The organism is Spirillospora sp. NPDC046719 (genome assembly GCF_040645715.1).
Classification (GTDB): Bacteria; Actinomycetota; Actinomycetes; order Streptosporangiales; family Streptosporangiaceae; genus Spirillospora.
In genome coordinates, this window is sequence record NZ_JBEYYT010000118.1 from 9,972 (window position 1) to 24,564 (window position 14,593).

At 74.5% G+C, this 14,593-nt stretch carries 12 protein-coding genes; 3 read left to right on the forward strand and 9 right to left on the reverse strand.

Translation table 11 applies throughout. From position 1 onward, the window contains the following. The 4 genes from ABZ914_RS21285 to ABZ914_RS21300 all read right to left on the reverse strand — a co-directional run. Positions 1 to 629, reverse strand: a 629-nt coding sequence (locus ABZ914_RS21285) for a glycerate kinase (protein WP_500195037.1), incomplete at its 3' end; no start/stop codon positions are given. A 2-nt stretch (positions 630 to 631) separates the two neighbouring features. Continuing rightward, positions 632 to 1,522, reverse strand: a complete 891-nt coding sequence (locus ABZ914_RS21290) for a hypothetical protein (protein ID WP_500195038.1) — start codon at positions 1,520 to 1,522, stop codon at positions 632 to 634. Then, positions 1,519 to 2,607 carry a S66 peptidase family protein gene (locus ABZ914_RS21295; RefSeq protein ID WP_500195039.1) on the reverse strand — a complete coding sequence of 363 codons (1,089 nt, stop codon included), beginning with the start codon at positions 2,605 to 2,607 and terminating at the stop codon, positions 1,519 to 1,521. Before ABZ914_RS21295 ends, ABZ914_RS21290 begins: the two co-directional genes overlap by 4 nt. Before the next feature lie 91 nt (positions 2,608 to 2,698). Beyond that, positions 2,699 to 3,466, reverse strand: a complete 768-nt coding sequence (locus ABZ914_RS21300; RefSeq protein WP_500195041.1) for an SIR2 family NAD-dependent protein deacylase — start codon at positions 3,464 to 3,466, stop codon at positions 2,699 to 2,701. 106 nt (positions 3,467 to 3,572) lie between these two features. Between ABZ914_RS21300 and ABZ914_RS21305 the strand changes: the two genes are divergently transcribed. Continuing rightward, positions 3,573 to 4,556 (forward strand): sulfotransferase family protein, encoded by a 984-nt coding sequence (locus ABZ914_RS21305; RefSeq protein ID WP_433251471.1) that lies wholly within the window; start codon positions 3,573 to 3,575, stop codon positions 4,554 to 4,556. Between the two features lie 41 nt (positions 4,557 to 4,597). Here ABZ914_RS21305 and ABZ914_RS21310 read toward each other — a convergent pair whose 3' ends face one another. Then, positions 4,598 to 6,556, reverse strand: coding sequence for an ABC transporter ATP-binding protein (locus tag ABZ914_RS21310; RefSeq protein WP_500195055.1), 1,959 nt, complete (start codon positions 6,554 to 6,556; stop codon positions 4,598 to 4,600). Between the two features lie 254 nt (positions 6,557 to 6,810). Here ABZ914_RS21310 and ABZ914_RS21315 point away from each other — a divergent pair, with 254 nt between their 5' ends. Beyond that, a complete protein-coding gene (locus ABZ914_RS21315; RefSeq protein WP_500195043.1) occupies positions 6,811 to 8,733 on the forward strand; it encodes a Xaa-Pro dipeptidyl-peptidase in 1,923 nt (640 codons plus the stop codon). A gap of 62 nt (positions 8,734 to 8,795) precedes the next feature. On the opposite strand, the gene ABZ914_RS21320 is transcribed toward ABZ914_RS21315, so the two are convergent. The 4 genes from ABZ914_RS21320 to ABZ914_RS21335 all read right to left on the reverse strand — a co-directional run bounded on the left by ABZ914_RS21320 (position 8,796) and on the right by ABZ914_RS21335 (position 12,298). After that, positions 8,796 to 9,308: a flavin reductase family protein gene (locus tag ABZ914_RS21320; protein ID WP_500195045.1), complete on the reverse strand. Its 513-nt coding sequence runs from the start codon at positions 9,306 to 9,308 to the stop codon at positions 8,796 to 8,798. Between the two features lie 24 nt (positions 9,309 to 9,332). Beyond that, a complete protein-coding gene (locus ABZ914_RS21325) occupies positions 9,333 to 9,839 on the reverse strand; it encodes a DUF6113 family protein (protein WP_433149031.1) in 507 nt (168 codons plus the stop codon). 21 nt (positions 9,840 to 9,860) lie between these two features. Then, on the reverse strand, positions 9,861 to 10,760 hold the full coding sequence (gene mshB, locus ABZ914_RS21330; RefSeq protein WP_500195047.1) for an N-acetyl-1-D-myo-inositol-2-amino-2-deoxy-alpha-D-glucopyranoside deacetylase: 900 nt from the start codon (positions 10,758 to 10,760) through the stop codon (positions 9,861 to 9,863). An 80-nt stretch (positions 10,761 to 10,840) separates the two neighbouring features. Then, positions 10,841 to 12,298 (reverse strand): serine/threonine-protein kinase, encoded by a 1,458-nt coding sequence (locus ABZ914_RS21335; RefSeq protein ID WP_500195049.1) that lies wholly within the window; start codon positions 12,296 to 12,298, stop codon positions 10,841 to 10,843. A gap of 175 nt (positions 12,299 to 12,473) precedes the next feature. On the opposite strand from ABZ914_RS21335, the gene ABZ914_RS21340 reads away from it, so the two are divergent. Further along, positions 12,474 to 14,555: a S9 family peptidase gene (locus ABZ914_RS21340; protein ID WP_500195051.1), complete on the forward strand. Its 2,082-nt coding sequence runs from the start codon at positions 12,474 to 12,476 to the stop codon at positions 14,553 to 14,555. Positions 14,556 to 14,593 lie beyond the last annotated feature (38 nt).

Here is a 14,593-nt window from a genome sequence, read left to right on the forward strand (position 1 = left end):
GGCCCGAACACCGCGGCGGCGCCCTCCGGGCCGACCAGCGGGTTGGTGACGTCGCAGGCGACCCGGAACCGGACGTCGCGCACCGCGTCCGGGACGCCCGAGTCGTCGATCGCGTCGAGGCGCGCCAGCGCGGCGCCGCCGGGCGGCAGCTCCGCGCCGGCCGCGTCCAGGAAGCGGACGCCGAGCGCGCGCAGCAGCCCGGTGCCGCCGTCGGTGCTGGCGCTGCCGCCGATGCAGACCAGCACGTCCCGTGCGCCGCGCCGGACGGCGTCGGCGATCAGCTCACCGGTGCCGGCCGTGCCGGCGCCCATCGGGTCGGCCGGGACGTCCTCCACCAGCGGGAGCCCGGACGCGGCGGCCAGCTCGACGACGGCCGACCGGCCGTCGCCCGACAGCGCGTAGGCCGCCTTCACCGGCCGGCCCACCGGGTCGGTCGCGGCGACCTCGACCAGGTCGCCGCCGCGCGCGGCCACGAAGCAGTCGAGGGTGCCCTCGCCGCCGTCGGCCATCGGCACGCGGACCACCTCGGCGCCCGGCACGGCGCGCAGGGCCCCGGCCTCCACCGCCGCGCAGACCTCCGCCGCGGACAGGCTCCCCTTGAACGAGTCGGGAGCGATGACGATCTTCACGTTCAGTACTCCGCGGTCGTCGTGGCCAGCACGGACGTGAAGTCGCGCGGCAGGACGAGCGAGTCGCCCTCGTAACGGGTCTCCAGGTACGTCAGCTCGCCGGCGCGCCACCAGTACAGGTGCGGGCTGAGCGAGCCCGGCCCCTCCTCGTAGGCGCGGTGCGCCTGCGCCTGCAGCTCGTTCGCGGCCGCCACGGCGGCGCGGTAGCGGGCCCGCGGGTGGACCTCCGACGTCCGCAGCGCGTGCGCGACGATCAGGCTCCGGTTCGGCGCGATGACCAGCGCGCCGTGCGGGCCGATCGGCAGGTACTCCTCCAGCCACGCCAGGTGGGTGACGGCGTAGAACGTCCAGCCGTGCAGCACCGACACCCGGACGCCGCCGAGGTCCTGCTCGTCGAGCTGGAGCGGTCCGTCGGCGCGCACGTTGGCGCGGCCGAGCATGAACAGCGCGTCGCCGGAGACCGGCCAGCCGTTCATCTCGTCGGTGGTGACCGTCCGGACGGTGGTGGGGGTGTCGACCACGACCGCCTCGATCAGCCCGGGCGCGAACGGCCGGGCCGCGAGCACGCCGTTGTCGGCCTCGGCCGGGTAGATCCGGGTGCGCAGCAGGTGCTGGGCGAGGTCGAAGTCGCTGAGGTCGAGGGGCTCCTCGATCGCGGTGACGATCGTGGTGACGTGGTCGGACACCAGCGCCGGCCAGTCGTCGCGCGGCACCATCCGGGCCAGCTGCCGCAGGTCGCGCATGCTGACGTGCAGCCGGTTGGCGCCCTCCAGCAGCATCACCTCGCCGGGCGCCCGATGGCAGGCGTAACCGAGGCTCTCGGCCACCAGTACCAGCAGCGAGTCCAGTGTTCCGTCGTCCCACGGGTCGGGACGGGCGTGCCGGCCGCTCATCGCACACCTCCCGGCGCTTCCAGGGTCAGTACGCCGCCGTCCGGCCCGGGGTTCAGATCGCCGGACGCGTCGAGCACCGCGGGCGCGCCGAGCTCGAGCGTGAACTGCCGGGCGCCGTGCCCGGCGGGCAGGCCGGCGAGGACGGGGACGCCGAGCGGCCCGAGCCGCGCGGCGAACACGGCGTCCAGTTCGGCGGGGTCGCCGGAGCGTTCCCACGAGCCGAGCGCGACGCCCGCCGCGCCGTCGAACCAGCCGGCCTGGAGCAGCTGGACGAGCATCCGGTCGATCCGGTACGGCGCCTCCGTGACGTCCTCCAGGAAAACGATGCGGCCCTTCGCGGGCGGCGGGGCGTACGGGGTGCCGAGCAGTGCGGTGAGCAGGGTGAGGGTGCCGCCGGTGAGCGGGCCCTCGGCGCGTCCGGGGCGCAGGGCGTGCGTGCCGGGCAGCGCGACGGGGCCGCCGAACAGCGCGGCGCGCAGGCCGTCCAGGGTGGCGGCCAGGTCACCGTGCGGGTCCGGGCCGCCGAAATCGGCGATCAGGCCGGCGGGCATCGGGCCGAACGACGTGGTGACGCCGAGGCGCGCGCCGAACGCCGCGTGCAGCGCGGTGATGTCGCTGGAGCCGTGCAGGATCTTCGGGGCGGCGGCCGCCTCCGCGGCGGCCGCGAGGGCGTCCCAGTCGAGGTGGTCGAGGACGCGGGTGGCGCCGTAGCCGCCGCGTGCGCAGATCACCGCGCGGACGCGCGGGTCGCACCAGGCGGCCTGGAGGTCGGCGGCGCGGTCGGCGTCGGCGCCGGCGAGCCGGTGCCAGTCGTCACGGACGGGCCCCGGGGCGCCGAGGTTGACACGGTCGAGGGCGTGCTTGCCGACCACGACGTCAAGGCCGAGGTCGCGCAGCACCGCGCAGCCCGCCTCGAGCCGCGCCGGCTCGGCGGGACCGCTGGGCGCGACGACCGCGACCCGGTCCCCCGGGCGCAGACGTCCGTACCTGCGGGTCCTCCCCCGTGCCGGCCGTTCGCCGGGCAGGCCTGCGGCGGGCGCGTCGGACGGCCCCTCGACCCCCTCCGCGCGGGCGCCCCCGCTCATCAACCCGATCCCTCCTCGCACCGCAACGGATAGAGCTTGTCAGGATCCGGCCGCCAGCGGAAGGGGCGCCCGGTCACGACCCGCCAACGGATCAACGCCCGCCGCCGAGGGCGATGCGGGCCAGCCGCGGCAGCGCCTCGCCGATCGGCGTGCGCAGCACGGCGTCCGCCAGCCCATCGTAGGGGGTCGGCTCGGCGTTCATGATCACCAGCCGGGCGCCGTGGTCGGCGGCCTCCAGGCACAGCCCGGCCGCGGGCTGGACGGTGAGCGAGGTGCCGACGGCGAGGAACAGGTCGCAGGAGCGCGCCGCGGTGATCGCCGCGTCGAGGACGTCCTGCTCCAGCGCCTGCCCGAAGGAGATCGTCGCGGACTTCTGGATGCCGCCGCAGGCGGTGCAGGGCGGGTCGTCCTCGCCCGCGTCGACCCGGGCGAGGACCTCCGGCATCGGGGTGCGCAGGCCGCAGGACAGGCACACCGCGTCGCGCATGGTGCCGTGGATCTCGATCACGGTCTCCGGGCCGGACCCGGCCCGCTGGTGCAGCCCGTCGATGTTCTGGGTGATCAGCGCGCGCAGGCGGCCGGCCCGCTCCAGCTCGACGAGGGCGGCGTGCGCGGCGTTCGGCTCGGCGTGCCAGGCCGGATGGTCGCGGCGGGCGCGCCAGGAGCGCCGGCGCACCTCGGGGTCGGCGATGTAGGCGCCGATCGTGGACATGGCCTCGGCGGAGGGGTCCTTGGTCCAGACGCCCTGGGGGCCGCGGAAGTCGGGGATGCCGCTGTCGGTGGAGATGCCGGCGCCGGTGAGGACGGTGATCGACGTCGCCTGCGGCAGCAGCCCGGCGAGCGTGAGGGGTGCGTCCATTCCTCAAGGTTAGGGGCCGAACGATCCCGCGCGTCCCGATTTCGGGTGCCCGCTACGGTGCGTCACGGCCCGCCCGGCTCTCAAAAGGTGACAAACTTGGCCGGGTATGAGGTCGACGCCGCACATCCTGGTGATCAACGGCACCAAGGTCCACCGCCCGGTCTTCATCCTGGGCGCGCCGCACTCGGGTGCCGATCTCCTCGCGCGCGCCGTCAAGCGGTCCGCCGGGTTCCACCTCACCACCGGGCGTCCCGGCGTGCTCCGCGTGATCTACGCCTTCGCCCGCCGGCCCGCCATCGCCACCGAGCGCGGCACGGGGGCGGCCCGGGTGATCCGCGACGCCTACGCCGAGGCCTGGCAGATCTCCGCGCGGGCCTGCGCGGAGTGCCCGGACGACTGCCGGGAGCTGGCCGGGCTGCCGCCGCGCCCGGCGGTGCTGCGCGACCGGCCGGTGCACGACGGCGACGTGGAGGGGCCGTGCGTGCAGCCGCGGGGCATCGCCCGCTACGCCGACGCCTCCCCCGACCTGATCTACAGCGCCGACGTGCTGCTGGACGCGTTCCCCGACGCCCAGCTCGTCCAGGTGATCCGGGACGGCCGGGACGCGGTCGCCGACATGCTCGCCGACGACCGGTGCCTGGCGTGGTTCAAGCCGGGGCTGGCCAACCTCGACACGGTCTTCCCGAACCCGTTCCTCGGCGTCGAGGACCACACCGACCGCAACCGCTGGCCGCGCGCGGCGACGGCGGTGAAGTGCGCGCTGCGCTGGCGCGGTTCGGTGCGCCTCAGCGCGAAGCTGCGGCTGCAGGTACCCGAGGAGCAGCTGTTCACCGTCCGCTACGAGGACCTGGTCGCCCGGCCGCGCCGGGTCGCCGCCGAGATGTCGCGGTACCTGGACGCGGACCTGTCGAAGACGACCCTGTCCGGCCTCGTCCGGGCCGGGGGGCGCGGCGGGCCGGACACGGCCGGCGCCGAGCACGCCGTCGGCGCCTGGCGGGACCGCCTGACGCCCCGCCAGCTCGCGCAGGTCGAGAAGGTCGCGGGCACCGAGCTGCAGCGCCTCGGCTACCGGCTCAGCACGGACGCCTGAGCCCGGCGCCCCGCTCCCGGCGCCCCGCTCCCGGCGTCCCGCTACTCGGCGCCCAGCGGCTCGGTCGCCCGCTCCTCGTCCTTCTGGTGGGAGAACTGGGTCCGGTACAGCTCGGCGTACAGCCCGCCCTCCAGCAGCAGCTCCTCGTGCCGACCGCGCTCGGCGACACGGCCCTCCTCGATCACCAGGATCTGGTCGGCCTCCCGGATCGTGGACAGCCGGTGCGCGATCACCAGCGAGGTCCGTCCGGCCAGGGCCGTCCGCAGCGCCTCCTGGACGGCGGCCTCCGACTCGGAGTCCAGGTGCGCGGTCGCCTCGTCCAGCACCACCACCGAGGGCGCCTTCAGCAGCAGCCGCGCTATGGCCAGCCGCTGCTTCTCGCCGCCCGACAGCCGGTAGCCGCGGTCCCCGACGACGGTGTCGAGGCCCTCGGGCATGCCCGCGACCAGCCCGCCGATCTGCGCGGCGTCCAGCGCGGCGAGGATCTCCTCGTCGGTGGCGTCCGGGCGGGCGTAGCGCATGTTCTCGCGGATCGTGTCGTGGAACAGGTGCGCGTCCTGGCTGACCACGCCGACCTCGGCGCGCAGCGAGTCGAGGGTGACGTCGCGGACGTCCACGCCGCCGATCCGCACCGCGCCGTCCGACACGTCGTACAGCCGCGAGACCAGGTGCGTGATGGTCGACTTCCCGGCGCCGGACGGGCCGACCAGCGCGACGAGCTGTCCGGGCTCGGCGGTGAAGTCGACGTCGTGCAGCACCTCCTTGCCGGGGGCGTGGTCGGCGCGGGCGATCGACTCCAGCGACGCCAGCGACACCTCGTCGGCGGACGGGTAGGCGAACCTGACGTGCTCGAACCGGATCGCCGGGGCGCCCCGCCGGGCGGCGCCGTTGCCGTTGGACCTGGCCTGCTCGGCCGTCCCGGCCTCGCGCGCCTCCGCCAGCGTCCGGGCGCCCTCGCGGTCGCGGATCAGCGGCTTGAGGTCGAGCACCTCGAAGACCCGGTCGAAGCTGACGAGCGCCGTCATGACGTCCACGTGGACGTTGGACAGCGCGGTGAGCGGGCCGTACATCCGGGTGAGCAGGGTGGCGAGGGCGACGAGCGTGCCGAGCTGGAAGTTGCCGTCCACGACCAGGTAGCCGCCGACGCCATAGACCATCGCGGTGGCGAGCGCGGCGACGAGGGTCAGGCCGGTGAAGAACACCCGCCCGTACATGGCGGAGACGACCCCGATGTCGCGGACCCGCGCGGCGCGCCCGGAGAAGTTCTCCTCCTCCTCGGCGGGACGGCCGTAGAGCTTGGCGAGCATGGCGCCGGCGACGTTGAACCGCTCGGTCATGAGCGAGCTCATCTCGGCGTCCAGCACCATCTGCTCGCGGCTGATCCGCGACAGCCGCTTGCCGACCCACTTGGCCGGCAGGATGAACACCGGGAGCAGCAGCAGGGCGATCACCGTCACCTGCCAGGACAGGATCATCATCGTGACCAGCACCAGGATCAGGCTGATCACGTTGGAGACCACCGACGACAGCGTGGTGGTGAGCGCCCGCTGCGCCCCGATGACGTCGTTGTTGAGCCGGCTGACGAGGGACCCGGTCTGCGCCCGCATGAAGAACGCGACGGGCTGGCGCTGGACGTGCCCGAACACCTCGCTGCGCAGGTCGTAGATCAGGCCCTCGCCGATGCGCGCGGAGTACCAGCGCTGCGCGAGCCCGAGCACCGCGTCCATCAGGGCGAGCCCGGCGACCGCGACGGCGAGCCAGATCACCAGGTCCTGCCGGTGGTGCAGGATGCCGCGGTCGATGATCGACTTCAGCAGCAGCGGGTTGGCGACGACGACCAGCGCGGCGAGCGCGTTCAGGCCGAGGAACAGGACCAGGTCACGGCTGTAGGGGCGGGCGTAGCCCGCGATCCGCTTGATCGTGCCGGGCTTGAGCCGCTGCTGCGTGACCGACTCGTCCCGCCGGAACGAGGCCATCACCTGCCAGCCGTTGCCCGGCATTCCCGGCATGCCCACTACTGCCTCCGAGGGGTCGCCGCGCGCCCGGCGGGAGCGCGGGCGCGCTGGAACGTAATCAAGTAAGCATCTCAGTATCCGCCGGGACAACGCGCGCCCGGCCGCCGCGCTTCCCGGCTCCGCTCACGGCGTAACGGCTCTGGACTTCCCGCCCGAACCGGTGGTTAATGTGATCAACAACTTCAGGCTCTCACCCCCCCGGAGCCCCTGTGTCCCAGCGCTCACCACAGCGCACGCGCATGCGCCCGCCACGAGCGGGCGCGGCCGCCGCCGCACTGGCCGCCGCCGCCGCGCTGCTCGCCACCGCACTGCCCGCCGCGTCCGCGTCCGCGAGATCCGCGCCCGCCGCGCCGCCGCACCGGCTGACCGTCGCCGACGGCGAGACCCAGCCGGTGTTCTCGCGCGCCGACGCCGTCACGCAGACCGTGAACATCGAGACCACCGCCGACAGCGACCACGACGGCGTGCGCGACCGCGTCCAGCTGCGGATCATGCGGCCGAAGGAGACCGACACCGCCGGCCTCAAGGTCCCGACGATCATGGAGCCGAGCCCGTACTGGGCCGGCATCAACGACGTCCCGAACCACCCGGTGGACATCGGCGACGCGCGGGCCCGCGCGCTGACGACCACCCAGCGGAACCTCGCGGAGATGTTCCCCGGCTACTACGACAACTACTTCCTGCCGCGCGGGTACGCCGTCGCCGACCTCGACAGCATCGGGACGGGCGGCTCCACCGGCTGCCCGACGTCCGGGGACCGCAGCGAGCAGGCGGGCGCCAAGGCCGCCGTCGACTGGCTGAACGGCCGCGCCCGCGGCTGGGCGCCGGACGGCACGCCCGTCACGGCCACCTGGTCCACCGGGAACGTCGGCATGATCGGCCAGTCCTACGACGGGACGCTGCCGAACATGGCCGCGGCGTCCGGCGTCGAGGGCCTGAAGGCCATCGTCCCGATCGCCGGGATCAGCAGCTGGTACGACTACTACCGCGCGGGCGGCGGCGTCGTCGCGCCGGGCGGCTACCAGGGCGAGGACCTGGACGTGCTGGCGAAGGCCGTGCTGACCCGCAAGGACCCCGAGGTCTGCCAGAAGGTCATCGATCGGATCGAGGCGACCCAGGACCGCGAGACCGGCGACTACGGCAAGGTCTGGGCCGAGCGCGACTACGTCGGCCAGGCGCGGAACGTGCACGCGGCCGTCATGGTGGTGCACGGGCTCAACGACTGGAACGTGAAGCTCAAGAACTCCGTCCAGTGGTGGGACGCGCTGAAGAAGGCGGGTGTGCCGCGCAAGCTGTGGCTGCACCAGGGGAACCACTCCACGCCGTTCCGCTGGCGCGTGGAGGAGTGGCTGCGGCAGACGCTCCACTGGTTCGACCGCTACCTGTACGGGATCCGCAACGGGATCGACAAGGAGCCGCGCGTCGACATCGAGCACGCGGACGGGACGTGGGAGACCGCCAAGGACTGGCCCGTTCCGGGAACCCGGACCGTCCCCGTCCACCTGGACGCGGGCCCGGCCGGCCAGCCCGGCACGCTCGATCTGAGGGCCGGAGCGGGCGCCACGCAGTCGTTCACCGACGCGGGCAAGACCCGCACCGCCGAGGACCTGCTCGCGAACGAGGGCCAGGCCGATCCGAACCGGCTCGCCTACCTCACCGGGACGCTGGACCGCCCCGTCCGGATCGACGGCACCCCGTCGATGTCGCTGCGCGCGTCCCTGGACGGCCGCTCGCCCTACCTGACGGCGCTGCTGGTCGACTACGGCACCGACAGCCGGCCGACCGGCGCCCGCGTCGACACCGGGCAGAAGGTCTGCTACGGCCAGAGCGTCCCGGGCGACGAGGGCTGCACCACCCGGCAGGCCCTCGCCATGCAGACCGCCCCGTACAAGATCATCACGCGGGGCTGGCTGGACGCGCGGAACCGGAAGAGCTTCAGCCGCACCGACCCGATCGCGCCGGGACGCACCTACGCGTTCCGGTGGGACCTCCAGCCGACCGACTACACCGTCAAGGCCGGTCACCGGCTCGGCGTGATCCTGCTGTCCACCGACCACGACTACACGCTGCGCTACCCCGCCGGAACCGTCGTCACGGCGAGGACGGGCGTCAGCGGCATCGACCTCCCGCTCGCCCGCGGCGGCCGCGAGGCCCTCGGCTGATCCGCGTCGCCTAGCAGCGAGCCGCCGTCATGGACGCACCCATGACGGCGGCTCGCCGCACGTCAGCGGGCGAGGCGGCCGTAGCCGCCGCCGTAGAAGATCAGGGGACGGGCGTCGGGCGACGGGACGTGCAGGCTCAGCACCTCGCCGACGACGATGCTGTGGTCGCCGGCGTCGTGGACGGCGTGGGTCCGGCATTCCAGGGCGGCGACGGCGTCAGCGAAGATCGCGGCGCCGGTGACCGGGCCCCGGGTGTGGTCCCACCCCTGGAGCTGGCCGTCGAGCATCCTGCCGCGGGTCGCGAACCACTGCGAGGCGTCCCGCATCTCCTCCGACAGCACCGACACCGCCCACTCGCCGGCGTCCAGCGCCAGGTCGTGGAAGCGCGCGATCTTCTCGGGGCAGAACATCACCAGCAGCGGGTCCAGCGACACCGAGGCGAACGCGTTCACCGTCATGGCGTGGTCGGCGCCGTCCACCACGCTCGTCACGATCGCGACGCCCGTCGCGAACCTGCCCGCCACCCGGCGGAAGAGCCCCGGATCCACGCTCGGGTCCACACGGTCGCCGCTCACAACGCGCACACCCTAGCGATCCCCCTACCCGCGGGTGCGCGCCGCCCTCCCGGTGAGCCACTGCCCGCTCGGGCCGGGCGACGGGACCCGCGCCACCGCGATTCCCGCGGCCACCATGCCGCCGACGATGTACACATACCCCGCGAGCGTCCCCGGAACGACCAGGTCGCCCTCCGGCCGCTGCATCGACATCACGATCACCGCGGCGCCCCACACCACCGCCGGCACCGCCGCGCCGATCTTGCCGCCCATGCCCAGGCCGGCCAGCCGGACCATGGCGTACACCAGCAGCACCAGCACGATCGAGGTGACCGGCACGTCCCCGGCCGTCCACTCCTGGGCGTACGAGCCGACCAGGCCGAAGACCCCGCCGAGCAGCCCGAGCGCCGCGTACGCCGCGCCCGTCACCAGCGCCTCCAGCGGGCCCTCGCCGCGGCCGCCCGCGTCGCCGGCGGCGGACGCGCCGCCCGCCGCGCCGGCGGGAAGATCGTCCTTGGCCAGGCTCACCCGCGCCTCGTCGTCCTCGTCCACGGCCTCAGCGTATCCAGCCGGTCAGCCTTCCGCGTCGTCCAGACCGGCGAAGAGGTCGGTCTCGCGGCGGCCCGGGCCGACCGGGCCGAGCTCGCCCGCCTGCAGGATGAAGTACTCGGTGCCGAACGCCTGCTGCCCGAGGTTGTTCGACAGCGCGAAGAACGGCCCGGCCTCCTCCGGCGCCACCGTGATCTGGGTGCGGTGCGCGCGCAGCGCCGCCAGCTTGGCGGGCAGGTGCGCGCGGGCGTCCACGACCGTGGTGACCTGCCCGTCCGGGACGCCGGAGCCCAGCTCGTCCAGCCCGGCGACCCGCGCGAACGGCAGCTTCGCCTCGCGCATCACCGCGATCGCCCGCGCCAGCACGGTGCGCGGGGTGGCGTAGGCGTAGAACTTCGCGGCCCGCCACGGCTCGCCGCCGCCGGTGAACGACGGGTCGGCGGCGATCTCGAACGCCCGCCAGGCGACGCGGTGCGCCTGGATGTGGTCGGGGTGGCCGTAGTTGCCGCGCTCGTCGTAGGTGACGATGACGTGCGGCCGGACCTCCCGGATGATCTTCGCGAGCTCCGCGCCGGCCTCCTCGACGTCGGCCTGCCAGAAGCTGCGCGGGTCGTCGTTGGTGGCGGTGCCCATCATGCCCGAGTCGCGCCACCGGCCGGGACCGCCGAGGTAGCGGTGGTCGCGCACGCCGAGCGCCGCGGCGGCCGCCGCCATCTCCCCGATCCGGTACTCGCCGAGGCGGTCCTCCTTGTCGGACGCCAGGTGGCGCAGCTCATCGGGGATGACCTCGCCCTCCTCGCCGAGCGTGCAGGTGACGAGACAGACGTGGGCGCCCTCGGCGGCGTACTTGGCCATGGTCGCCCCGGTCCCGATGGACTCGTCGTCCGGATGGGCATGGACGAACAGGATCCGCGGCTCCTTCATGGTCACGAGCCTACTCAGGGGGCGCGGGCACGGCGATGACCGCCCGGCCCGCGCGGCCCGGGCGCCCCGGCGGGCGCCCGTCAGCCGCCGGTCCCCGCTCCGCTGCCGGTGCCGGTGCCGTCACCGCCGCCACCGCCACCGCCGCCACCGCCGCCGCCCGAGGTGTGCGTCGGGTTGGTGGTCGGCGTGTGCGACGTGGGGGCCTCGCTGGTGGGGGCCTCGCTGGTCGGCGCCTCGCTGGTCGGCGCCTCGCTCGTCGGGAGGCGCGTGGGCGTCGTGTGCCGGGGCCGGGTCGGGCGGGTGTACGTCGGCTGCTCCTGCGTGGGCTGATCCTCGGTCGGGCTGTCGGAGACCGACGAGGAGTCGCTGACCGTCGGGGACGTCCCCGTGCCCGGGCTGTCGTTCCCGCCGCGGTTCGCCATGAACAGGCCCACGACGAGCGCCAGCACCGCGATCGCCGCGATCCCCGCGAAGATCGGCCACTTGGACCGGCGCTCCGGCCCGAAGTCGTCGTAGCCGGTGTGCCGGCCGCCGCCGCGGTACGGGGGCTGCTGGACGGGCGGCAGCGTGCCGGTGTAGTTCGCCGGCGAGACCCGCTGCGTCTGCCCGCCGTGGGGCCCGGCCTGGTGCGCGCCGAAGGCCGCGGCGGCGCCCGCGCCGGCGGCGAGCGTGGAGCCCTCCGCGAGCATCGTGGTCGCCTGCCCAGGGTCGTCCATCCGGGTCTGGCCTGCGCCGCCCGGCCCGCTGCCGATCAGCGCCATCATCAGCTGCTGCGCGGTCGGCCGCCGCTCCGGCTCCTTCACCAGGCACGCCGCGACCAGCCGGTGCAGGTCGGCGGGCACGCCCTCCAGGTACGGCGGCTCGTTCATCACCCGGTTGATCACCGCGACCACGGTGTCGTCGCCGAACGGCGGGTGCCCGGTCGCGGCGAACACCATCGTGGTCGCCCACGCCCACACGTCCACGGCCTCGGTCAGGGTGGCGCCCGCCACCTGCTCGGGGGCCATGTAGGACGGGGTGCCGATCGCCTTGGTCGCGTTGGTCTGACCGGTGTCCAGCGCCCGCGCGATGCCGAAGTCGATCACCCGCGGGCCGTCCGGCGCCATGATCACGTTGTGCGGCTTGAAGTCGCGGTGCACGATCCCGGCCTGGTGGATCGCGACCAGCGCGGTGGCGGTGCCGATCGCCAGCCGGTCCAGCGCCGCGCCGGTGATCGGCCCGGTCTCGGTGACCTGCTTGTACAGCGACGGGCCCGGCACGTACTCGCTGGCGATGTAGGGCTGGTCGCCCGCGACGTCCGCCTCCAGCACCTGCGCGGTGCAGAAGCGGGCGACCTGCTTGGCGGCCTGCGCCTCGCGGACGAACCGGTTGCGCGCGCCGGCGTCGGCGGCGAGATCGGTGCGCAGCAGCTTGATGGCGGCCCTGTTACCCGAGGCGTCGACGCCCGCGTAGACGACCCCCTGGCCGCCCTCGCCGAGCCGTTCGACGATCTCGTACGAGCCCAGCCGCCGGGGATCGCCCGGCTGCAGCTCCGGCATGGACCACTCCTTCAACGCCCGCGAGACAAAAGCTTGGGGAGGTCTTGAGCTTACGCGAGCGGGGCCATGCCCAAGGGCCGTTCCCCGGCCGCGATGACCGCCCGGAATCATAGGGGCAGGCAACGGCGCCGCGCCGCCGTTCGGGGAGGCTCGCGGGCTGGCAGACTCGGATGCCATGAGCATCAGCTATCCGCGGCAGAGCGCCCGCACCCGCCGTTTCAGCCTCGGCGTCCCGCGCGCCTTCCAGATCGCGCCGGACGGGACGCGTGTGACGTTCCTGCGCACCAGGGCGGGCGACGATCCGGTGACCTGCCTGTGGACGCTGGACCCCGGCACCGGCGAGGAGCGCCTCGTCGCCGACCCGGCCGCGCTGGACGTCCCGGGCGAGGAGAACCTGCCCGCCGAGGAGCGGGCCCGCCGGGAGCGCGCGCGGGAGCAGGCCGGCGGCATCGTCGGGTACGCCACCGACCGGGACATGCGGCAGGCCGTGTTCACGCTCGGCGGACGGCTCTACGTCGCCGACATCGAGGGCGGGCTGGTCCGCGAGCTGCCCGCGCAGGCGCCGGTGTTCGACCCGCGCCCCGACCCGGCGGGCCGCCGCGTCGCCTACGTGTCCGGGCGGACACTGCGGGTGATCGAGATGGACGGCTCGGACGACCGGGCGGTCGTGCAGCCGGAGTCGGACCAGATCTCCTACGGGCTCGCCGAGTTCGTCGCGGCCGAGGAGATGGGCCGGATGCGCGGCCACTGGTGGTCGCCGGACGGCGGGACGCTGCTGGTCGCGCGGGTGGACGAGACGCCGGTGCAGCGCTGGCACATCGCCGACCCCGCGAACCCGGACCGGACGCCCGCCGAGATCGCCTACCCGGCGGCGGGCACGCCGAACGCGCTGGTGTCGCTGGCGCTGGTGAAGGTGGACGGCGGGCGGCTCGGCGTCGCCTGGGACCGCGGCATGTTCCCCTACGTCGTCACCGCGTCCTGGGACCGGCACGGCCTGCTGATCGTCGTGCAGCCGCGGGACCAGCGGTCCCAGCGGGTGCTGCGGATCGACCCGTCGAACGGGGAGACGTCCCTGGTGCACAACGAGCACGACCCGGTGTGGACCGACATCGTGCCGGGCCTGCCCGCGCACACGGGGACGGGCGAGCTGGTCTGGGTCACCGAGGACCGCGAGACCGACACGCGCCGCATCACGATCGGCGGGAAGCCGGTCACGCCGGGCGGGCTGCAGGTCCGCTCGATCCTCGGCGTCGAGGGCGAGTCGATCCTGTTCACCGCGTCGGAGGAGCCCACCGAGATCCACCTGTACTCCTACGACGCCGGGGAGATCGTCCGGCTCACCGAGGGGCAGGGCGTGTTCGGCGGGGTGCGGGCCGGCGGTGTGACGGTCGTCACGGGGGCGCGGCTGGACCGTCCGGGGACCGAGGTGGAGGTGCGCGGGCCGTCCGGGATCCACCCGGTCGCGTCGCTCGCCGAGACCCCGGTGATCACGCCGCGGGTCGAGCTGCTGCGCGCCGGGGACCGCGAGATCCGCACCGCCGTGGTGCTGCCGACCGGCTGGAAGCCCGGCGACGGGCGGCTGCCCGTCCTGATGGACCCCTACGGCGGCCCGCACGCGCAGCGGGTGCTGGCCGTCCAGCGGGCGTACTGCGAGGCGCAGTGGCTCGCCGACCAGGGCTTCGCCGTGGTGATCGCGGACGGCCGCGGCACGCCGGGCCGCGGCCCGGTCTGGGACCGCGCGGTCCGCGGCGACTTCGTCGAGCCGGTGCTGGAGGACCAGATCACGGCGCTGATCGAGGCGGCGCGGCTGCATCCGGCCGCGTTCGACCTGGACCGGGTCGGCATCCGCGGCTGGTCGTTCGGCGGCTGGCTCGCGGCGCTGGCGGTGCTGCGCCGCCCGGACGTGTTCCACGCGGGCATCGCGGGCGCGCCGGTCACCGACTGGCGGCTGTACGACACCCACTACACCGAGCGGTACCTCGGCCACCCGGACGAGGAGCCGGAGGCGTACGCCGCGCAGTCGCTGATCGAGATGGCCGGCGAGCTGCGGCGCCCGCTGATGATCATCCACGGGCTCGCCGACGACAACGTGGTCGCCGCGCACACGCTGCGGCTGTCGTCGGCGCTGCTGGCCGCCGGCCGCCCGCACACCGTCCTGCCGCTGTCGGGCGTCACCCACATGACCCCGCAGGAGGTCGTGGCGGAGAACCTCCTCCTGGTCCAGGTCGAGTACCTCAAGTCCGCCCTCGCTCGTTGAGCCGCGGCGGGCCGCCGTCATGGGCAGGCCATGACGGC